This window comes from Paenibacillus prosopidis, assembly GCF_003337375.1.
Taxonomy (GTDB): Bacteria; Bacillota; Bacilli; order Paenibacillales; family Paenibacillaceae; genus Pristimantibacillus; species Pristimantibacillus prosopidis.
This window is the reverse complement of sequence record NZ_QPJD01000003.1, coordinates 122120-143153: the sequence shown is the minus strand read 5'-3', so window position 1 is coordinate 143153 and position 21034 is coordinate 122120. Positions and strand designations below refer to the sequence as shown.

The window sequence follows — 21034 nt, the reverse complement described above, 5'->3', positions numbered from 1 at the left end:
TAAATAGATGATTTAACGAAAACTCACTTTACTAACGTATACAAAATCTTTAGCTGCTTCAGTCGGTCCACAGCTAAGGCTTCCTTATAGGTCCAGCCTTACGATAATATAATAGCGCTGTCGATTTGAGTAAACACGTTGCTTCTCATCTGTCCGCCATCCATCGCCGTCACAACCGTGCGGCTCGGAACGTTCACAATCATAGCAATATCTCGAAATACAATTAACGAGTCCTGCGCGCCTTTGATTGCTGCTTCTTCAACTGCATTCATTATTTTCGTTAATGATTCTGGCTGTAAATGAATCCCTCGCTCCTGCATACGAAGCTCGGCATGATGACTAAATTTTAATAATTTAGCATCAAGCATATCCCGGAATTCAGTTGATTGCGGCGTACGGCTGACTGCTGTTTTAGTTGGCTGCAGCGGTGTTGATTTAACCGGAAACAGATGACCGATTTTTACACCTTCACTCACTAGGTCTCAGCCCCCTCCGCAGCATTAGCAGAATCAGAGGAATTACTGTCCGTTTCGCTAGTCTTTTCACGCGTTTCCGAAATGGACGTCACATAATCAAGTGCTACCTCAGTAGCGCCAACCGCTGCATACAAGACGCCATCCTTCGAAATAATCGAATCGACAACACCGCTCTTCGTTACGATTTCACCTGCATCGTCATACTCATTCCACTCAATCGATTTGCCGATAAGACTGGAGGCTGAACCGATGTTTTGTCTCATTAACGTAAGCTCAGTTGACATATTCATAAGCTGCTCGACAGAAGTAAACTGAGCCATTTGAGCGATGAAATCTTTATCCTGTAACGGCTGCATCGGATCCTGATTACGAAGCTGCGTAACTAGAATGCTAAGAAACTGATCCTTGCCAAGCGTGTCTGAGCTTTTTTTGGAGGCTGCTGCTTGGACGTTGGACGTACTGTAGTTCGGCCAAACTGTGCGGGTGGAAATGCTGTCTGCCATTTCTGATCACCTCCGTTCTTCCAAGCTATAAGGATCATCCATTGTTAATGTTAAGCTTTTACGTTAATTGCTCTGCCATAACCGAGACCTTGCACTGCAGCTTGTTCCACCATTTCGGATTCAAAAGCAGATTCCACTGAGCCGTCTTCGTCTTTGAACGACTGTCGGTTAGTGAATGACTGTTGATTGCTGCCTTGACCATGCTGCTGGTGAGAAAGCTGTGCGGCGGTTTGTCCTTGCGACACTTCAAGCTTGTCTACCATAAGGCCCTGCGCTTGCAGTGCAGACCTTAGCTGAGCCATCTGATTATCCAGCATGTCCTTCGCCAAAGCAGTATCCGTTTGGAAAATAGCGGTCAGTATGCCATTTTGCATCGTAATGCGCACATCGACTTGTCCAAGATGCTCCGGGTATAACATCAGCTTGGCTTCTGAAACCCCGTTTAATGTCGATACATCAAACTTCTGAACAATTAAACCTGTCATCGATTGTGCGAACTCATCTGCGACTACGAAAGACGTTGCGGTCGCTGCATTCTGTACGAGCGGGGCTGCTCCCCGGATTGTCTCAGAATGGCTTGAACCTAATTGCATTTGCGGAATTGCTTCAATCGTTTGCCCTGTCACTTCAGCTTCAACTTCAGTTTCTAGTTCGTTGCTATTTATAGTAGTAGAAAGAAATGCCGGATGTACCGTTTGCTGCGATAAGCGCTGCAGAAGAGTACTGACCTCTGCTTGCGGAACGCTCTGAGCTGTAAACAGTTGTTGTGTAAGAGACGTCGATTTCGTTTGAGACTTATATGTATCCACCGGCCCGCCTTCCAAAATCGCTGTTAAAGCTTGCAGCTGCTGACCTACCAGAAAATTCGGTTCCTGCTGCCCGACACGTTTAACGCTGCCTTGCTGAAGCCATGCTTGAAGTTGAAGCAGTACGTCCTGTATATCGCTCTTAACATTTGCTGTGCTCATGACAGCCGAATCAGAAGACGAATTATCGTCAGCGATATTCGCCAGCGAAGCCGATTGTTGAACGATTGTTACCGGTGCGCCAAGAAGTGCGAGCAATGCAGTCATCTGGTCAAGAGCCGCTTCCAGCTGTTTAAGCTGTTGCTCCTCTTCAACTAGTTGTTCCTCTTCCTCCGCATCAGGTGTTTCAAGTTGTTCAATCAAACCATCTATAATAGTCAGAAGTTCAGAGATAGTTGGTGCGACTGTAACGCCTTCATTTGCAGCAGCATTTGTATTTCCTGCTTTCGCTATTACTTGTACAAGTTGAACATTTTCCGAAACTGCTGCTTCACCATTGATATGATGAATTAATGTTTGCTGGAATGCAGCGCCGTTTGCTGATTTTCCAACCTGGGCGTTGTTTGTTGACTGAACTTGCGGCTGCGCACTCGCGATTTGCGGAATCATCATTTCCATTTTTCTCACCTCCCTTCCAATGTGGGGTTCAGAAGGATCCATCAAAAAATTAGCTGCCGGTCATCAGCTTGGAAACAAGCTGAGCAGTAGTCGTTTCATTGATTGCCGACATTTCCGCGATTATGACTGAACGAGTTTGATCGTCTACCGCATTAAGAATGCGAAGCACTTTACTTGGACTTACTTCAACCATTTTAATCAGAAGCTCTCCTGCACTCTTGGCATCCATTGCTGTAAAAGTTGCACTTAGTTGCTCTTGATCGAGTACGGACGAGACAGGTTTTGTGTTACTCGTCTCCTGTGCGTTTAACCTCGCCTGTAGTGCTGAAATTTGCATATCCTTTGCTGTCACATTATCTTTAAGCATCATTGCAACGTCGGCAGCCGTTTGCGGATTCATTTTCTCCATAATGCGAACCCGGTCATCTGCGCGCATATTCGCAAATACAAGCACCATTTCCTCAAGCGTCATACTTTGTAAAATCGGCGCAGCTTTACTTGGTGTAATTTTGGAAAACATACTCGACAACTCTACGATTTTCGCCTGGTACTGCTCATCCTTAAGCAATTCCTCATCATTGACGCGTTTAAGCTGGTTATTATCGCTTTCCAAATCTTTGATCGCTTGCTCCAGCGTCGTCTTCGTTTGATTAGCAGCAGCCAACTCGCCTTGAATAGCAGTTAGCTTCGCTTGAAGATCCGCGATCTTCGCTGACATATTTGCTGTTTTCAGCTCGTCATCATTAAGCGCGCCGTCTGCAACATTTGGCTCAGGAAGTACGTCTTTCAAGAACGGAACTGAATTTCCAGCTTCAAGAATTTTGTTGCGAAAATCAATATTAAAGAGGGTATACAATACGCCTAGTAATACAATTGCAAATAATATCGGCGTCATCAAAAACATTAATCGTTCCATTGCACTGTAGCCTTGCTTTTCCATATCCGAACCCGCCAATTTCATTCACTCCCTCTAGCCGGCGTCTCACATCACGTTATGGGGTTGATAGCATGAAACGGACGCTTGTCAGCTCATCCAGTTCATTCTGCTCCTTAATTTGCAAAGCATACTGGAACCGATCGCGTGCATGATCTTTTGCTTTAAGCCAAACCTTCTCGTCCTTCATTTTGTCAGAAAGCTTCAATCTGCACTGCTCTACTTCCTTTTGCGCATGCTTCACATCTGTCTGTTTGTTCATAATACAGGTTACTAAGTGGTCTAAATAGTGCTGGACGAGCTGAAGCTCGGACAGCGGCACAGCCGATTGAGAAGCATCGTGCAGCTTTTGCTCCCATTCCCGCTGCTTCTCGCGCAATTGCTCAAGCGACTGCTCTTCCGAAGCAAGCGCTCCAATTGCGGATGAAAGGATCCATTCTGCCTGTGTCTTTTCACTTGATTTCAAATCGACTATCTTTTGAAACGAATAGCGAAACGATGCCATCTACCCTGTTCAACTCCTGTAGAAATCGGTAATTAAACGATGCTGCGCTTCTTCTAGACTCACCTTTTCATTCGTTTTCTGCTTTGTATAGCTCTGGATAGAATCAATATATTGAAGCGCCAAATCAATTTCTTGGTTTGAACCTCGCTGGTACGCCCCTATATTGATTAAGTCTTCCGAATCTTTATGTATAGACAGCAGTTTTTTTAATTCATTCGCGGCATCTTGTTGTTCTTCCGTTATGATCTCCTTCATAACCCGACTAACAGAAGCTAACACATCGATCGCTGGAAAATGTCCCTTATGGGCTAAATGTCTGCTGAGCACAATGTGGCCATCCAATATGCCGCGAACGGCATCCGCAATCGGCTCATTCATATCGTCACCATCGACGAGTACGGTATAAAAAGCTGTTATCGAGCCTGTTGGACCAGTTCCTGCCCGCTCCAGCAGCTTTGGAAGGGCAGCGAATACGGAAGGCGTATAACCGCGAGTAGCCGGCGGCTCGCCTATTGCTAGACCTACTTCACGCAGCGCCATTGCATATCTGGTGACGGAATCCATCATCAGCATGACATTGAGACCGCGATCGCGGAAATACTCAGCAATCGACGTCGCAATCAAAGCGCCCTTCATCCGTATTAATGCCGGTTGATCTGAAGTAGCAACGATAACGACAGAACGCGCGAGGCCTTCAGGACCAAGATCCTTCTCGATAAATTCAAGCACTTCTCTGCCGCGCTCGCCGATTAAGGCTATTACATTCACATCTGCAGAAGTGTTACGAGCGATCATGCCTAACAGCGTACTTTTACCGACACCGGAACCGGCAAAAATACCTACGCGTTGACCGCGTCCGACTGTAAGTAAACCATCAATGGCTCGAACGCCGATTCCAAGCGGCTCAACGACGCGCGGTCGCTTTAAAGGATTACTTGGCTCGTTATGTGTTGAGTAATGCGGCATACGCCTAGGCAAGAACGAGCCGTCAAGCGGATTTCCTAATCCGTCAAGTACTCTACCAAGCAATTCGGAACCGACCTGTACGGTTAGAGGCTTCCCTGTTCCTACAACATCACAGCCTGGACTAATCGAATGGAGATCGCCCAAAGGCATCAATATGACTTTGTTATCACGAAATCCGACAACCTCGGCTTTCAGCGGCTTGGCGCCTTTCGAAGGGTAGATGAAGCAAACATCGCCAATGCTTGCGTCAGGTCCTTCCGATTCGACCGTGAGTCCGATGACCTGCGTTACCTTACCATTTACCCGGACAGGATCCAGAGGCTGCAGATGTTCGATGTATTTCAATACATCAAGATTATTCACCAGCATCAGCATGACCTCGTTCTTCCCCGCTGTGATGGGCCAGGTGGATTAACTCTCGTTTAATCTCAGCTAACTGGGTGTCAATGCGTGCGTCAATGCTTCCATAAGCCGAACGAATAACACATCCGTTGTCTATTACCGTAGAGTCGGGCAATATTTGCAATTCAGCTTGCGAATCTATTGCAAAATGAAGCTCTTCTCTCGCCGCTTGAACAAAAGCTAGTTGTCCCGGAGCGACGCACAAGGTGATGACACCCTGCTCCCTGCGCCTTGATAGTGATTTGCGAATGAGCTCAATAGCCATCTCCGGCGCAAGCGTAAGCTGCTGACCAATTATTTTCTCAGCTATCGCGCAGCTTAAGTCAACCAAAAAAGGTTCTGCTTCTTGTATAATTTGCTCACGCATTTCATAAGCAGCCTTCAGTACGGCAGATGCTTCTGTTAGCCTCTGCTCCCACTTTTCTTGAAGCGCAATCTCTGATTGAGCGGCTCCTTCGGCATACCCGAGCTCGTAGCCAGCCTGTCTTGACGCTTCAAATGCAGTCTCATCCTCCGAACGCTTCTGCAGCCACCATGCTTCAATCTGCTGCTCCGCCTCGGTAATGAGCTGTTCGCTTGTTTGAGCGGCTTCACGAAGCCGTTCTTCGGCAAAAAGCTGAGCATCATTTAAAATTTGATCTCGCAGAGTAATGGTCTCTTCATCAGGAACCGGCTCGGCATCAATAAGCTCTTCCTCTACTGCGACTGTCTGCATATTGCGTTGATGCAACCACTGCAATTGCTTTAGTTGTTCAATAGAAACGACACTTGAAGATTTAATCAAATTAGACAATGATATCATCTCCTCCGCCGCGTGCGATGATGATTTCACCAGACTCTTCTAATCTGCGAATCGTAGCAACGATGCGGGTTTGAGCTTCTTCTACATCGCGAAGACGAACGGGTCCCATAAATTCCATTTCTTCCTTGAACGTTTCGGCCATACGCTTCGACATATTGCGGAATATCGCTTCCCGCACCTCTTCGCTCGCAACCTTGAGCGCCAGCTGCAGATCGGCATTCTCGATATCACGAATGATGCGCTGAATGGAACGGTTATCGATGTTGACAATATCTTCGAATACAAACATTCTTTTCTTGATTTCTTCTGCAAGCTCCGGATCTTGAATTTCGAGTGCGTCCAAAATCGTACGTTCCGTGCCTCGGTCAACACCATTCAAAATTTGTACGATTGAATCGATACCGCCGGCATTTGTGTAATCCTGCGTAACGGTAGCAGACAGCTTTTGCTCGAGCACCCGCTCCACCTGTGAAATGACTTCCGGTGAGGTGCTGTCCATTAAAGCAATTCTTCTTGCTACATCAGCTTGCTTATCTTGCGGAAGCGAAGAGAGAATATGCGATGATTGCTCCGATTGTAAATACGACAATACGAGTGCAATTGTCTGCGAATTCTCATTTTGAATAAAGTTCAAAATTTGTGTAGGCTCTGCTTTTCTTGCAAAATCAAAAGGCCTTACTTGCAAGGTAGCCGTTAGACGATTGATAACCTCTAGCGCTTTTGTTTCACCTAGCGCCTTCTCCAAAATATCTTTTGCGTATGAGATACCGCCTTGCGTAATATACTCCTGCGCTAAACAAATTTGGTGAAACTCACCTAAAATCGTTTCACGGTCCAAGTTATCAACTTTACGGACATTGGCAATTTCCAATGTCAGCTGCTCAATCTCTTCATCGCGTAAATGTTTAAATATTTGTGCCGAAACTTCAGGCCCAAGCGTAATTAGCAATATGGCCGCTTTCTGACGTCCCGTTAATCCTTGGAGCGTTTTTGACAATTGAACCACCTCTATTCATCAACAAGCCAAGTGCGAAGAAGATTAACGAATTCATCCGGTTTCCGTTTGGCAAGTGTTTCAAGATTTTTGCGGGCTTGACTCTCATTACTGACGCTATCAAAATCAAGCGACGGGTATTCCACTTTCGTAGGAGCAGCCAATTCGATCTCTTCTTCTGCTGCTTCTTGCTTACGCCTGCGAATGAGCAAAAATACGAGTCCTCCGATTACTGCGAGTGCTGCAACTCCGATACCGATAATCCAAGGCATCGATAAACCGCTTGTTTGAGAGGAATTGCCTGCAGCGAACGTACGTGCAATTAGCGATACTTTCTTAGCCATCAACGCATCATCATTAACATCCTGACCGGAATCAGCCAGCTGAGCGCGTACCAATGCAGTCAAATATGTCATAATTGCAGCTTTACTTGCATCGTCATTCAATTCTGTCTCTTCAATGCCGATACTAATAGAGAGGTCCTTTAATACGAATGGTCCGGACTCTATACTGTTATTAATTCGATTGACTTCATAATTGCGAATTTGCGAGCTCGTTTCCGCAGAGCTTTCATTGGTAGAAGCTGCTTCATAGCCGGGTACGTCCGTTTCTCCTGTACCTGCTACACCGCCTGCTTGTCCCGTTTGACCCGTCGAGGCGCTGTTGTTGATTTCTTCGCTAATAACAATTCCGTTATTATTGTTGTTATCAAGCGGTTTAACCAGGTTTTCCTGCGTCAGCTTCTTATCGAAATTCATGCTGCTTGATACTTGAATGACTAAATTGTCAGGTCCTACAATTGGACCAAGAAATTGCTGTATGCTCTTCTTCAGTTCCGTTTCGTATTTGCGCTGGATTAAAAATTGCGACTCCACTGCGTCCGTATTTCCTGCTGTAACTCCGCCAGCTTCTGAGGATAACAATTCGCCTTCAGGGCTTGTGATCGTAACATCAGCTATAGCCAAGTTTGGCACTGCCGTTTTGACTAAGTTATAGTAGCCGTCTATTTCCTTCTGACTAGGACGATAGCCCGCAGCGAACGTCATCATAATCGATGCCGATGCGCGTTCTGCTTCTTCAGGCGTTAAAAACACGCTTTCTTCCGGCAAATTTACTAGTACGTTGGAACTCTCTACACCCTTCATGCCATTTAACAACTGCTGAATCTCACCGTTCAAAGCATTTAAATATTTGACGTTGAACTCATTTTCAGTCGATCCAAACTGGGATGAGCTTGCGTTAAAGGCTTCAAAGCCTATCGAACCGTTTTGCACGAGACCTTGAGAGCCTACATCCACTTTAATGCGGGATGCGACCGCGCTCGGAACAGAGATGCTTTTTCCATTGCCGCTAAGCTCATAAGGAATTCCGTTGCCGTCTAAGTAAGTCATGATGGCTGCTGCATCGGTCGTATCCAAATTTTGAAACGCAATTTCGTATTCCGTTCTCGAAAACACGATCGTGAGCAAAATAATGGTTAACAAAAGCCCACTAATTGATGCCCCCAGCCATATTTTTTGTTTTCTGCCCATTTGGCCCCAAAATTGTGTGAGCCTTCCTCTATATTGGGCGATTCTTTCGTTCACATTGTCACCTCACCCAAATGCTTTACTAGGTCAAAAGTACGATTAAATTTGCATCCGCATTATTTCCTGATAGGCTTCGACTACTTTGTTGCGGACTTGTGAGGTAAGCTGCAAGCTAAGCTGCGCTTGCTCTGAAGCGATTAGCACTTTCGTGACATCTACCTGACCGACCAAATATTTATCGTTTAGTTTATGTACGTTCTGTTCTTGGGCGCTCACGTTATCAATCGCAGTTTGTAAATAATGCCCGAACGATTGCGTTAACTCTGCCGGAGTCGCTTGTTGAATCGGTTTCGATTCAATTAGTTTTGACGTTCCTATCTGGCTGAGCGACATCGGTTGTATCATCAAAATCCCCCCGTTATCTCAGTTTACTTACCAATTTCGAGCGCTTTTACAAACATGGACTTCGTAGCGTTGAGTGCGGTAACATTCGCTTCATAGGAACGGGTTGCTGCAATCATGTCCACCATTTCCTTCGTAACATCCACATTCGGCATATTCACATATCCGTTTGTGTCTGCATCTGGATGCGTAGGATTATACACAAGCTTGGTTGGTGAGTGATCTTCTTTAATCTTCGTTACCTTAACACCTTGTGCGGCCGAGTTACCCTCTAACTGCTGCGACAGTACGCTTGAGAACGACTGCTGCACCGGTTCCATTACGACCATCTTCCGCTTGTAAGGTTGAAATTGTCCGTTTACGAAACTGCCGCGAGTCGTTTCCGCATTTGCTATATTTGACGAAATCACATCCATTCGCAGACGCTGCGCAGTTAAAGCAGAAGCGCTAATATCAAATCCTGTTGACAATTTCACCGTTAGCTTCTCCCCTCGATTGCCGTACGCATCATTCTTACGTCATGATTAATTTGTTGGATATACAAGTTATAGCTTAACTGATTTTTAGCAAGTAATGACATTTCACGATCGATATCGACATTATTTTCATTATTGTTCATCGAAGTTGTTTCGTCGGTAATAACCATGGCTTTCGGCATAACTGCTGATCCAGTTCCGATCGCAATATGCTTCTGATCGGTCCTATTCCCTGTCAAATGTCCTGGTTTATTACCGCCCATCGACTGCTCCAACAACTCTTCGAATAATACCTCAGAACGTTTAAAATGCGGCGTATCACTGTTAGCCACATTGTTGGAAATGACGCGTTGCCGCATTTCTGCTGCTTGAAGCGCACCTTCCATTCTTCCAAATGCAGCGCCATTCAACAAATTCATGTAGTTTCACCCTTTTTCTTAGAAGTTCTATTTACCTATTCAACAGAATTTTCCTCATTCCTGCTGCATTCGACATTAAATATTAAAAAAATGAGGAACGTGTGTCGATTTTTGCCGACATCATAATATTCAACAATTTCCTAATTTATTACAATAAGAAAAAAGCCCTATCTTTTATAAAAGATAGGGCAAAAATAATCTGAACGTCCCAGATTTACGATTTTATTTTATCTAATTCCTGCAACAACTGGTGATTTAGTATTTTAATATAGGTCCCCTTCATACCTAAGGATCTAGTTTCAATAACTCCAGCGCTTTCTAACTTGCGAAGAGCATTCACTATTACTGAACGCGTAATCCCAACTCTATCAGCAATTTTCGATGCCACGAGCAAGCCTTCCTTACCGTCCAGCTCCTCGAATATGTGCTCCACTGCTTCCAACTCACTAAATGACAATGAGCCGACTGCAACCGCGACGACGGCCCGGCTTCGAACTTCCTGCTCAATTTCTTCGGTTCGTTCACGTAAAATCTCCATGCCTACGATCGTCGAGCCATACTCTGCAAGCACGAGATCATCATCATCGAAAGCGCCGGACTGACGAGTGAGCACTAATGTACCTAAGCGATCCCCCCCACCAATGATGGGAACAACCGTCATTATTTCCTGATCGCCTAAACGGGGAAATGTCTCATAAATGCCCGAATCAGGCTTAACATTCGTCATAGACTCCTGCATATCCAAAAAACGAACATTACTTTCCTGAGGAAAGCGCAGCTCTTCAGCCGATAGCGAACGTATAAAATCATGATCATACACGTCGACTGCTGCACAGCCAAGTATTTTCCCTTTACGGCTTACGACAAATACATTCGTTTGTATGGTCGTACAAAGCACTTCCGCCATTTCTCTGAAACTAAGCGCTTTGCCGGCCGCTCGTTGCAACAACCGGTTAAGCGTTCTTGTTTTTGTAAGTAAAGTCATTCTAATGCCTCCCAAAACTCATAACAACTACAATATATATTGACTTAAATCTCGATTTTGCGCAATGGTTCCCAGTTTTTCCTTAACATATTCAGGTGTAATCGTCATTTTCTCGAGTGACAGCTCAGGCGCTTCAAACGACAAATCTTCAAGCAGCTTTTCCAAAATCGTATGCAGCCTGCGCGCCCCGATATTTTCAGTGTTGCGATTCACGTCCGCAGCAATTGAAGCCAGCTCGCGAATCGCCTCATCCGAAAACTCAATTTGTATGCCTTCAGTCTCCAGCAGTGCTGCATATTGCTTTGTCAGAGCATTTTTGGGCTCCTTCAAAATACTTACAAAATCATCCAAGCTTAAACTTGTCAGCTCTACCCGAATCGGGAAACGTCCCTGAAGCTCGGGAATTAGATCTGAAGGTTTGGCAACATGAAAAGCGCCCGCAGCTATAAACAGAACATAGTCAGTTTTAACCGGGCCGTACTTTGTCATAACAGTCGATCCTTCAACAATAGGTAAAATGTCGCGCTGAACGCCTTCCCTTGATACATCCGGACCTGATCCGCGTGAAGGACTTGCGATTTTATCGATTTCATCTATGAAGATAATACCCGACTGCTCAGCTCGAATAATCGATTCGGATATGACATCATCCATATCGATTAATTTGTTCGCTTCCTCCAAAATCAACGCCTTGCGCGCTTCTTTTATAGGGAGCTTGCGTTTTTTGGGCTTCTTCGGCATCAGCTGACCGAATAGCTCATGCATATTCATTCCCATACCTTCCGGACCTTGGCCTGAGAGCATATCCATCATATTGGGGGAGGAATCCTCCACCTCAATTTCAATGATCTCATTCTCGAGCTTGCCGGCAGCCAGCTGCTCCTTGATTTGCGAACGTTTTTGAATCAGCCCCTGATCTGCCTCAGGCTCTGCCGCTTCCTCCTGCGACTGCTGCTGATTTCCAAACAGCATTTCGAACGGATTTTTTTGCGACTTCGCTTTCGCCGCTGAAGGGGCCAGGAGCAGAACGATTCTGTCATTCGCAAGCTTCTCTGCTCTGTCCTTTACCTTTTCGGTTTTTTCCGTCTTCACCATCCGAATCGATATTTCTACCAAATCCCTTACCATTGATTCTACATCGCGTCCGACATAGCCTACTTCGGTAAACTTTGTTGCCTCGAGCTTAACGAATGGCGCTTTTACCAGCTTCGCCAAACGGCGTGCGATTTCCGTTTTGCCCACACCGGTTGGCCCGATCATCAAAATATTTTTCGGAACGATTTCATCGCGCAGCGTTTCATCAAGCAAGCTTCTGCGGTAACGATTACGCAGTGCAATCGCGACTGAACGTTTTGCCTGCTTTTGACCGACAATATACTTATCGAGCTCCGCTACGATCTGACGCGGCGTCAGTGCATCATTTCCCATTTTTAAAACCCCTCCGCTTTATACTCGTTTATATGACCCTCCGAAGCTTCGCACACTAACAAAAACCTTCATTCGATTTATACGATCTCTTCTACGATAATATTATTATTGGTAAAAACACAAATTTCGGCAGCGATTTCCAATGCGGATCTTGCAATATCTTTTGCTTCCATTCCCGTTGCGTGACGCTTGAGCGCTCTTGCAGCCGACAATGCGAAGCTTCCTCCCGAACCGATAGCTAAAATGCCGTCATCCGGCTCTATAATCTCACCATTACCCGAAATAAGCAACAGTCCGCTATGGTCCATAACCAGCATCATCGCCTCTAGCCTGCGCAAAATACGGTCAGAGCGCCAATCCTTTGCAAGCTCGACAGCCGAACGCTGTAAATTCCCATGATGTTCCTCAAGCTTTGCCTCAAACTTTTCAAATAACGTAATGGCGTCAGCAACTGAACCGGCAAACCCCGCAATGACTTGACCGCGGTATAGCCTTCTTACTTTTTTCGCTTGATGCTTCATCACCATGCTGTTCCCGAAAGTCACCTGTCCGTCTCCTGCAATTGCGCCTTTGCCCTCATGCCGAACGGCGCAAATCGTCGTCGCGTGAAATTGCATTTCCATCGCCTTGCCTCCTCTATTTTCATGATTGAAAGTAATACGATTTCAATACGGTCAGCTACTGCAAATGTTCCCGTTTAAATTGTTCTATGCCTTCCAAAGCGCGATTCGCAATCATTTCGTTCTTTTCCTTCTTGTTGCGAATCTTTTTCTCAAGCGGCGGGAATAATCCGAAATTGGCGTTCATCGGTTGGAAATGTTTAAAATCTGCAGTCGTAATATAGTTGGCCATGCTTCCTAATGTCGTTTGCTCAGGCAGCACTACGGGCTCGAGACCGCGTGCGAGCCTTGCCGCGTTTATACCTGCAATTAGTCCCGATGCCGCCGATTCGACATAACCTTCTACCCCTGTCATTTGGCCGGCAAAAAACAACGTATCCCGGTTGTTCAGCTGGTATGTAGGCTTAAGCAGCCTTGGAGAGTTAATAAATGTATTGCGGTGCATAACGCCGTATCGTACGAATTCCGCATTTTCCAGTCCTGGTATCAGCGAGAAAACTCGTTTTTGTTCGCCCCATTTCAGATGGGTTTGAAAACCGACAAGATTGTATAACGTCCCTGCCGCGTTATCCTGACGCAGCTGAATAACGGCATGCGGCAGCTTGCCAGTGTGCGGATTAATAAGACCTACAGGCTTCATTGGTCCAAACAACACCGTTTGCTTACCTCTGCTCGCCATTACTTCAATTGGCATGCAGCCTTCGAAATATACTTCCTTCTCAAATTCCTTAAGTTCTGCCGTCTCGGCCGTAGTGAGCGCCTCATGGAAAACGTCGAACTCCTCTTCCGTCATCGGACAGTTCAGATAAGCAGCCTCACCTTTATCATAGCGTGAAGCCAGATACACTTTGTTCATATCTATTGAATCTTTTTCTACAATTGGAGCGGCAGCGTCGTAAAAATAAAAATACTCTTCGCCCAGCAGCTCGCGAATTTGCGAGGACAAGCCCGGTGCTGTTAATGGACCGGTTGCAATGACGACAATGCCGTCTGCCGGAATATCCGTTACTTCTTCGTTGCGAACCTCGACGAGTGGATGGTCATGCAGCTTCCGTGTAACTTCACCGGAAAATCCGTCACGGTCAACGGCAAGAGCTCCGCCTGCCGGTACAGCATGCTGGTCGGCACAGCTCATTATAAGCGAGTCCAGTTGACGCATCTCTTCCTTTAACACACCTACCGCGTTCGTCAGTCCGTTTGCGCGTAAGCTGTTGCTGCACACAAGCTCTGCGAATTGATTTGTATGATGAGCCGGCGTTTTCGTAACCGGGCGCATTTCATATAAAACGACGGGAACTCCCTGCGATGCGATTTGCCATGCGGCTTCACTTCCTGCAAGACCAGCTCCGATGACTGTTACTTTTTGTGGTTGCGACAAAATAGGTTCAATCCCTTCTGTATTTTTTCACCCTGCCCTCAAGGGTTCTATCCAAACCTTTAAAGGATTCAATCCAAACCTTTAAAGAACTCTAACCAAACCTTAAAGGCTTTTAACCAACTTTCAAAAGAATTTTCGAACCCTCCCAAACCTCCCTTCCAAGGGAGGGCCTAGGAGGTCGCTGCCCTCTGGACACCCGAATCCGTAAGAACGTGGGAGAGAAAAAGGTGCGATGCTGTACATTTGGTTCGGTGAGCGCTTTCGTCCCTTCGGGACACGCTTTACTTTTGGTGCAACTGATTTGGGCGACTTGAGCGTTTAGAGCTTTTAGAGCCATTAGTTGAAATGCATCAATCATTCGGGTGAATTAGCAGCCTGTTTATACCTGCACCTACCAATAACGGTATAGATGGGCTTTATTGGGCTGGATATAGCTTGTTTTTATAAATTAACGGTAATTTGTAGTCTTATTTTATGTATAGGGGCTATTTAACTCAAAACGATGTTGAAGGAGCAAAATAAGACCAGCAAATACCGTTATATTTTCATTGATTGGTTTTTTTGATGAAATAACGCCTTATGTTACCCTTATCATCGAGCGATTGATCAGTTTGCTGTAGATGCATATTAAATGTTTTCCAGTAATTGGATACCATCTGTACCGTCAGCCTCGTATTTTCTGACACAGGCTTATCGATGGTTAAACCCTCCCGAAGCGGGAGGGTCGTTCATGCTGATTGATCAAATAAACTAGCTCGTATAACAACGGTGTCCTCCCTGTTAAAAGGGAGGACGGGGTGATGCTGCTGAATTGGGTAGATAAGCTTAGCAATCGGCTGCTTCCATGTAGGTTAGCCGTTCTCCATATCATGCTCATCTTCGTCCGGAACCTCTTCGGAATAGTCGCATGATGGACATTGCAGCTTTACGCCGTTGCGGTTTCGCTTCTCTACGAGCATGGAATCGCATTGCGGACAAGGCTTGCCAGTCGGTTTGTCCCACGAAACATAATCACAGCCCGGATATTGATCACAGCCGTAGAAAATACGTCCTTTTTTGCTGCGTCTCTCGATAATCTTCCCTTGGGCGCATTTCGGGCATGTAACTCCAATATCTTTGACGATAGGCTTCGTATTACGGCAATCCGGAAAACCGGAGCAGGCAAGAAACTTTCCGAATCTACCCATTTTGTAAACCAGGTGAAGTCCGCATTTTTCGCAAAGTTCATCGGATACTTCATCTTGTATTTCAATTTCCTTCATTTCATCCTCGGCTACTTCAAGCCGCTTCTCAAACGATTCGTAAAAGGTTGCAAGTACCTTTACCCAATCCTCCGTGCCTTCCTCAACATTGTCGAGATTACCTTCCATATTGGCAGTAAATTCGGCATCGAGAATTTCCGGGAAAAATTCTTCCATCAGCTGAATAACGAGATCGCCAAGCTCTGTTGGAATGAATTTTTTCTCTTCCATAGCCACATAACCGCGTTTCTGAACGGTTTCCAGCGTTGGAGCGTACGTACTTGGACGTCCTATCCCGAGCTCCTCAAGTGTCTTTACGAGTCTTGCTTCCGTATAGCGCGGCGGCGGCTGCGTAAAGTGCTGCTTTGGATCAATCGCTTCAGAGTTAATAACTTCCCCTACTGCCAGCGGCGGTAAAAACTTATGCTCCTCTACCGTACCGTCATCATTTCCTTCAACATACACCTTCATGAAACCGGCAAACTTCACTTTAGAGCCAGCTGCTCTAAAAACCGTATCGCCTGCCTGCAAATCCACCGTCATCGTATCAAGCACAGCTGACTGCATTTGACTCGATACGTAGCGCTCCCAGATAAGCTTATATAAACGAAGCTGATCACGGCTCAGAAACGGCTTCATCGATTCCGGATCACGCATAACCGAGGTCGGACGAATCGCTTCATGCGCATCCTGTGCATTACTATTTTTCTTTGTATATACTCTGGGTTGCTCCGGTACGAAGGCTGCACCGTATTTATCCGTTATATAAAGGTTCGTTTCCTCTTGCGCTACAGGGGATATACGGGTTGAATCGGTTCTCATATACGTAATTAAACCGACTGTACCCTCTTTGCCGAGCTCAACGCCCTCATACAGCTGCTGAGCAACTGACATCGTTTTGGAAGCCCGAAAGCCTAGCTTTCTTGCCGCCTCCTGCTGCAAAGAGCTCGTTATGAAAGGTGGCGCTGGATTGCGGAGACGTTCTTTCTCTCTGACATCGGACACGGTGAAGGGACTTCCCTTCATCGCGCTGAGCACTTCCTGAACATCTGCTTCTTTGCCCAGCTCGCGCTTCTCGCCGTTAACTGAATAATATTTCGCATCGAAAGGAATACCGGAATGGCTTAGCTTAGCCGTAATCGACCAGTACTCTTCTGGCACGAAAGCATCGATTTCATTCTCACGGTCGATGATGAGCTTCACAGCGACCGACTGCACACGCCCGGCCGACAAGCCCTTTTTAACTTTTTTCCAAAGCAACGGGCTTATTTTATAACCGACCAACCGATCCAAAATACGCCTTGCTTGTTGTGCATTCACTAAATCCATATTGATTTTACGCGGAGTTTTGAACGCATCCTTAACCGCTTGCTTCGTTATTTCATTAAATACAACGCGGCATGTATCTGTTTCATCGAGCTCCAAGTAGTGAGCCAAGTGCCAGGCAATCGCTTCTCCTTCGCGATCCGGATCGGCCGCCAGATAGACGTGTTTCACTTTTTTGCTGGCATCCTTCAATTCCTTTAGGACACTGCCTTTGCCGCGTATCGTTATATATTTTGGATTAAAATCATTTTCAACCTCGACGCCGATCTGGCTTTTGGGCAAATCGCGAATATGTCCCATAGAAGCTTTTACGATATATTTGCTTCCTAAATATTTTCCAATCGTTTTCGCTTTGGCGGGTGATTCGACGATAACTAAAGAATCTGCCATGTGAGGCGCCTCCTCTCTCCACTGCAAGTTACAATGCGATATATATTGACCCGGGCTGCAGTTCGATTTTCCGTTTTATACATAAATTTAGCAGAAGTGCGTTCAAATGTCCAAACGGAATGGCTGACAGCTCGTGCAAATCATTAATAGACAAGGGCTGATCCTGCAAAAAAGCAACCAGCTTATTCTCCTCTGGAGTTAATTGAACGGATGCTTCAGCTTGTTTAGCACCGCTTGTTTCATTAGCTCGTTGATGCGCTTCGATAGCTGCAGGCAGCCATTTCAGTTCATCCAAAATATCTGCAACGCCGCTAATCAGCTTCGCTTCTCCTCGTTTGATAAGCTCGTTAGGGCCTTCGCTCTTTGGAGACGAGATCGGACCTGGAATAGCGAATATTTCTCTCGACATTTCTAATGCATGCTTCGCCGTAATAAGTGAACCGCTGCGTGTTGCACCCTCAACGACGACAGTACCTGCAGACAATGCGGCAATAATGCGGTTGCGCTGCGGGAATTGTCCAGGGTGCAGCGGCGTACCGATCGGCGTCTCTGAGACGAGCAGGCCCTGCTCCGCAATTTTATTGAATAACGATTGATTCTCAGGCGGGTAGCATGTATCGATAGGCGTTGGCAGAACAGCTATCGTACCTCCCGCTCCAAAGAGAGCGGCTTCATGCGCTTTGCTGTCTACGCCTCGTGCGAGACCGCTCACAACGGTTAAGCCCGACGCAGAGAGCTCCTGAGCAAGCGCTGCAGCTGAATGCCTGCCATATGCGGTCGGAACTCTCGTCCCAACGACTGCTATTGCCGGACGCTGCAGCAGTTCAACTCTTCCCCGCGCATATAATACCCACGGCGGTTGCGCAATTTCCCTCAGTATTGGCGGATAACTCGAATCGAAAGGCGTTATGGCTACCGCTCCAGCATTCGCTACCGCAGCGGAAGGATCCTCCGTTAATATCCAAGGACGCTGCTCATAGCGCTCGAACGCGGATTGAGCTTGGCCTTTACGTAATCCTATTGCTAGTAAATCCTCTATACTCCATGAATTTTTATTCCAAAATTGATGCTGAACGGCTTTCTGAATCGTATGCCATCCAATGCCGGGAATTTCATGAAAAGCAATAATCATTTGTCTGCGAATGTCGGTAGTATTAATCATTATATCCAACCCCTTCTTCTTTAGGGCTGGCTTGCATTCTTATCTATTGTGCGTTACACGGCTAAAGAATGCAAGTCAACCGATAAAATAATGGCAGCGTACAAGCGTAAACGGCTGTCGCTTCGCACGAACCGTTAGCTGCGTTTGTGCTCAGCTTGGTTCTGTGCCTGCCTTGGCGGTAAAGCTAGTTTCGCGGTGAAATGGAAGTATCGTATAAGGTTCAAATTTATACTTTCTTATCTTTTAAACAAAAAAACAACCTTTCAACTCCCGTTATCGGGTCGTTGAAAGGTTGCTTACCTTACATGGTTCTATTGTATTATTTGCGGGTAATACATTTTTCGAGCAAGCCTTGCTCTTGTAGAACGCTCACAAGCGTCGAGCCCATCTCAGAAGGAGTTGGAGCTACTTTAATTCCGCAAGCCTCAAGCGTGGCGATTTTTTCAGCAGCTGTACCTTTTCCTCCGGAAATGATTGCGCCTGCATGTCCCATCCGTTTGCCAGGAGGCGCTGTAGCGCCGCCAATAAAGCCGACAACCGGCTTCTTCATATTCGCTTTAATCCACTCAGCGGCTTCTTCTTCTGCTGTACCGCCGATTTCGCCGATCATGATAACGGCATACGTTTCTGGGTCATCATTGAATTTGCTTAAAATATCAATGAACTCAGAGCCTTTAACCGGGTCGCCGCCGATACCGACCGCGGACGATTGACCAATTCCACGGGTAGTCAGCTGGTGAACCGCTTCATATGTCAAAGTACCGGAACGGGATATAACGCCAACGTGACCAGCGGTATGAATGTAACCCGGCATTATACCGATTTTGCATTCGCCTGGTGTGATGACACCCGGACAGTTCGGACCGATCAAGGTCGTTTTGCTGCCGTCCATGTAACGTTTTACTTTTACCATATCAAGCACTGGAATGCCTTCAGTAATACAAATAACGAGATCAAGCTCAGCGTCAACAGCTTCCATAATCGCGTCCGCAGCGAATGCAGGCGGTACATAGATAACCGAAGCGTTAGCGCCGGTTGCAGCTACTGCTTGAGCAACTGTATTAAATACAGGCAGGGAAACAAGCGATCCGTTATCAAGAGTAATGTCGACGTTAGTGCCGCCTTTGCCAGGTGTTACGCCGCCAACCATTTGCGTACCGTATTCCAAAGCGCCTTTTGTATGGAACAAGCCCGTAGCGCCGGTAATACCTTGCGTTATGACTTTTGTATCTTTATTGACCAAAATGCTCACTCTTAACTCACATCCCCTGAATGTATTCGTATGCGGGCGTCCCGCACAGCAAAGTTATCTTATTTCACGAGAGCGACAATCTTCTGCGCGCCGTCCGCCATGGAATCCGCAGCCACGATGTTCAATCCCGATTCTTTCAAAATAGTTTTGCCGAGGTCTACGTTCGTACCTTCAAGACGGACAACGAGCGGACGGTCAAGACCGACTTGCTTCGCTGCTTCGACAACACCGTTGGCAATAACGTCGCAACGCATGATGCCGCCGAATATGTTAACGAAAATACCTTTAACCTTCTCGTCGGACAAAATGATTTTGAACGCTTCAGTAACCTTCTCTGCCGTCGCACCGCCCCCTACGTCCAGGAAGTTGGCAGGGTCGCCGCCGTAATATTTGATGATATCCATCGTAGCCATCGCAAGACCGGCACCGTTAACCAAGCAGCCGATGTTGCCGTCAAGAGCGATGTAGCTAAGGTCGAATTTGGATGCTTCGATTTCCTTAGCATCTTCTTCTTCAAGGTCGCGCAGCTCAACGATATCTTTGTGACGGTACAAGGCGTTCGAATCGAAGTTCAGCTTCGCATCAAGCGCAATAACTTGTCCGTCGCCGGTAACGACAAGCGGATTGATTTCTGCAATCGAAGCATCTTTCTCAACGAATGCCGTGTAAAGGGAGATCATGAATTTAACTGCTTTGTTTACGAGCTCGCTTGGAATGTTGATAGAATAAGCCAATTTGCGTGCTTGGAAAGCCTGCAAGCCAACTGCTGGATCAACAATCTCTTTAAAAATTTTCTCCGGGGAGTGCTCGGCAACTTCTTCAATCTCCGTGCCGCCCTCTTCCGAAGCCATCATAACGACACGACCCGTACCGCGGTCTAGGACAACGCCGATATAATACTCCTTCTTAATATCGCAGCCTTGTTCGATCAGAAGACGTTTTACTTCTTTGCCTTCAGGTCCTGTTTGATGCGTAACCAGCACTTTGCCAAGAATTTCACCAGCGTATGCGCGCACCTCGTCCAAATTTTTTGCTACTTTAACTCCGCCCGCTTTACCGCGGCCGCCTGCGTGAATTTGAGCTTTCACGACCACAACCGGTGTTCCAAGCGCTTTAGCCGCTTCAACAGCTTCATCGACCGAGAAGGCTACTTTTCCTTCTGGTACGACTACACCATACTGTTTAAGGACCGCTTTCCCTTGATACTCATGGATATTCATTGTTGAAATCCTCCATTTCACAGACTGAAATCAGTCATATGTACACAAACCTCTATTATTGTAGCACCTTTCCTCATTCGTTACCTTACTTTCATACAAGATTAATACGGCTTTTTTGATATGGGTTTCATCTCAATTTGAGATTAAACAGCTATATTGCGACAAACTACGCCATTTAATATATCCAAATACCCTCTCTT

Annotated in this window: 20 protein-coding genes; all 20 read right to left on the bottom strand. The window is 46.3% G+C overall.

Translation table 11 applies throughout. The features are described from left to right. Positions 1-98 precede the first annotated feature (98 nt). Positions 99-476, bottom strand: coding sequence for a TIGR02530 family flagellar biosynthesis protein (locus DFP97_RS05475; protein WP_114378978.1), 378 nt, complete (start codon positions 474-476; stop codon positions 99-101). Then, complete coding sequence (locus tag DFP97_RS05470) at positions 476-979, bottom strand: flagellar hook capping FlgD N-terminal domain-containing protein (protein ID WP_114378977.1); 504 nt, start codon at positions 977-979, stop codon at positions 476-478. Before DFP97_RS05470 ends, DFP97_RS05475 begins: the two co-directional genes overlap by 1 nt. Positions 980-1029: 50 nt before the next feature. After that, positions 1030-2403: a flagellar hook-length control protein FliK gene (locus tag DFP97_RS05465; RefSeq protein ID WP_181873368.1), complete on the bottom strand. Its 1374-nt coding sequence runs from the start codon at positions 2401-2403 to the stop codon at positions 1030-1032. Between the two features lie 49 nt (positions 2404-2452). After that, complete coding sequence (locus DFP97_RS05460) at positions 2453-3364, bottom strand: MotE family protein (RefSeq protein WP_245975925.1); 912 nt, start codon at positions 3362-3364, stop codon at positions 2453-2455. A gap of 31 nt (positions 3365-3395) precedes the next feature. After that, positions 3396-3842, bottom strand: coding sequence for a flagellar export protein FliJ (gene fliJ / locus DFP97_RS05455; protein WP_114378975.1), 447 nt, complete (start codon positions 3840-3842; stop codon positions 3396-3398). A gap of 9 nt (positions 3843-3851) precedes the next feature. Continuing rightward, positions 3852-5177: a flagellar protein export ATPase FliI gene (fliI, locus tag DFP97_RS05450; protein ID WP_114379246.1), complete on the bottom strand. Its 1326-nt coding sequence runs from the start codon at positions 5175-5177 to the stop codon at positions 3852-3854. Further along, complete coding sequence (locus tag DFP97_RS05445; RefSeq protein WP_114378974.1) at positions 5164-6003, bottom strand: FliH/SctL family protein; 840 nt, start codon at positions 6001-6003, stop codon at positions 5164-5166. Before DFP97_RS05445 ends, fliI begins: the two co-directional genes overlap by 14 nt. Next, a complete protein-coding gene (gene fliG, locus DFP97_RS05440) occupies positions 5996-7009 on the bottom strand; it encodes a flagellar motor switch protein FliG (RefSeq protein WP_114378973.1) in 1014 nt (337 codons plus the stop codon). Before fliG ends, DFP97_RS05445 begins: the two co-directional genes overlap by 8 nt. A gap of 11 nt (positions 7010-7020) precedes the next feature. Beyond that, positions 7021-8592, bottom strand: a complete 1572-nt coding sequence (gene fliF, locus DFP97_RS05435) for a flagellar basal-body MS-ring/collar protein FliF (protein ID WP_114378972.1) — start codon at positions 8590-8592, stop codon at positions 7021-7023. A gap of 42 nt (positions 8593-8634) precedes the next feature. After that, entirely contained in the window at positions 8635-8940 is a 306-nt protein-coding gene (gene fliE, locus DFP97_RS05430; protein WP_114378971.1) for a flagellar hook-basal body complex protein FliE, read from the bottom strand. A gap of 23 nt (positions 8941-8963) precedes the next feature. Beyond that, on the bottom strand, positions 8964-9413 hold the full coding sequence (gene flgC, locus DFP97_RS05425; RefSeq protein WP_114378970.1) for a flagellar basal body rod protein FlgC: 450 nt from the start codon (positions 9411-9413) through the stop codon (positions 8964-8966). Between the two features lie 2 nt (positions 9414-9415). Then, positions 9416-9832: a flagellar basal body rod protein FlgB gene (gene flgB / locus DFP97_RS05420; RefSeq protein WP_114378969.1), complete on the bottom strand. Its 417-nt coding sequence runs from the start codon at positions 9830-9832 to the stop codon at positions 9416-9418. Positions 9833-10046: 214 nt separating this feature from the next. Then, complete coding sequence (gene codY / locus DFP97_RS05415; RefSeq protein WP_114378968.1) at positions 10047-10817, bottom strand: GTP-sensing pleiotropic transcriptional regulator CodY; 771 nt, start codon at positions 10815-10817, stop codon at positions 10047-10049. Between the two features lie 27 nt (positions 10818-10844). Then, positions 10845-12245 (bottom strand): ATP-dependent protease ATPase subunit HslU, encoded by a 1401-nt coding sequence (gene hslU, locus DFP97_RS05410; RefSeq protein ID WP_114378967.1) that lies wholly within the window; start codon positions 12243-12245, stop codon positions 10845-10847. Between the two features lie 77 nt (positions 12246-12322). Beyond that, entirely contained in the window at positions 12323-12868 is a 546-nt protein-coding gene (gene hslV, locus DFP97_RS05405; protein ID WP_114378966.1) for an ATP-dependent protease subunit HslV, read from the bottom strand. Between the two features lie 55 nt (positions 12869-12923). After that, positions 12924-14243: an FADH(2)-oxidizing methylenetetrahydrofolate--tRNA-(uracil(54)-C(5))-methyltransferase TrmFO gene (gene trmFO, locus DFP97_RS05400; RefSeq protein ID WP_114378965.1), complete on the bottom strand. Its 1320-nt coding sequence runs from the start codon at positions 14241-14243 to the stop codon at positions 12924-12926. Between the two features lie 851 nt (positions 14244-15094). Beyond that, the gene (topA, locus tag DFP97_RS05395; protein WP_114378964.1) at positions 15095-17200 is read right to left on the bottom strand and encodes a type I DNA topoisomerase; all 2106 of its coding nucleotides are present in this window, start codon (positions 17198-17200) and stop codon (positions 15095-15097) included. A 28-nt stretch (positions 17201-17228) separates the two neighbouring features. After that, complete coding sequence (dprA, locus tag DFP97_RS05390) at positions 17229-18362, bottom strand: DNA-processing protein DprA (RefSeq protein ID WP_114378963.1); 1134 nt, start codon at positions 18360-18362, stop codon at positions 17229-17231. Positions 18363-18681: 319 nt separating this feature from the next. Further along, positions 18682-19614 carry a succinate--CoA ligase subunit alpha gene (gene sucD, locus DFP97_RS05385; protein ID WP_114378962.1) on the bottom strand — a complete coding sequence of 311 codons (933 nt, stop codon included), beginning with the start codon at positions 19612-19614 and terminating at the stop codon, positions 18682-18684. 59 nt (positions 19615-19673) lie between these two features. Continuing rightward, positions 19674-20834, bottom strand: a complete 1161-nt coding sequence (gene sucC, locus DFP97_RS05380; RefSeq protein WP_114378961.1) for an ADP-forming succinate--CoA ligase subunit beta — start codon at positions 20832-20834, stop codon at positions 19674-19676. Positions 20835-21034 lie beyond the last annotated feature (200 nt).

Excerpts from the sequence above, each read along its gene's own strand:
- DFP97_RS05470 (WP_114378977.1), bottom strand. The coding sequence starts at position 979 with ATGGCAGACAGCATTTCCACCCGCACAGTTTGGCCGAACTACAGTACG.
- DFP97_RS05465 (WP_181873368.1), bottom strand. The coding sequence starts at position 2,403 with ATGGAAATGATGATTCCGCAAATCGCGAGTGCGCAGCCGCAAGTTCAG.
- DFP97_RS05460 (WP_245975925.1), bottom strand. The coding sequence starts at position 3,364 with ATGAAATTGGCGGGTTCGGATATGGAAAAGCAAGGCTACAGTGCAATG.
- fliJ (WP_114378975.1), bottom strand. The coding sequence starts at position 3,842 with ATGGCATCGTTTCGCTATTCGTTTCAAAAGATAGTCGATTTGAAATCA.
- fliI (WP_114379246.1), bottom strand. The coding sequence starts at position 5,177 with ATGCTGGTGAATAATCTTGATGTATTGAAATACATCGAACATCTGCAG.
- fliE (WP_114378971.1), bottom strand. The coding sequence starts at position 8,940 with ATGATACAACCGATGTCGCTCAGCCAGATAGGAACGTCAAAACTAATT.
- flgB (WP_114378969.1), bottom strand. The coding sequence starts at position 9,832 with ATGAATTTGTTGAATGGCGCTGCATTTGGAAGAATGGAAGGTGCGCTT.
- codY (WP_114378968.1), bottom strand. The coding sequence starts at position 10,817 with ATGACTTTACTTACAAAAACAAGAACGCTTAACCGGTTGTTGCAACGA.
- hslU (WP_114378967.1), bottom strand. The coding sequence starts at position 12,245 with ATGGGAAATGATGCACTGACGCCGCGTCAGATCGTAGCGGAGCTCGAT.
- hslV (WP_114378966.1), bottom strand. The coding sequence starts at position 12,868 with ATGGAAATGCAATTTCACGCGACGACGATTTGCGCCGTTCGGCATGAG.
- topA (WP_114378964.1), bottom strand. The coding sequence starts at position 17,200 with ATGGCAGATTCTTTAGTTATCGTCGAATCACCCGCCAAAGCGAAAACG.
- dprA (WP_114378963.1), bottom strand. The coding sequence starts at position 18,362 with ATGATTAATACTACCGACATTCGCAGACAAATGATTATTGCTTTTCAT.
- sucC (WP_114378961.1), bottom strand. The coding sequence starts at position 20,834 with ATGAATATCCATGAGTATCAAGGGAAAGCGGTCCTTAAACAGTATGGT.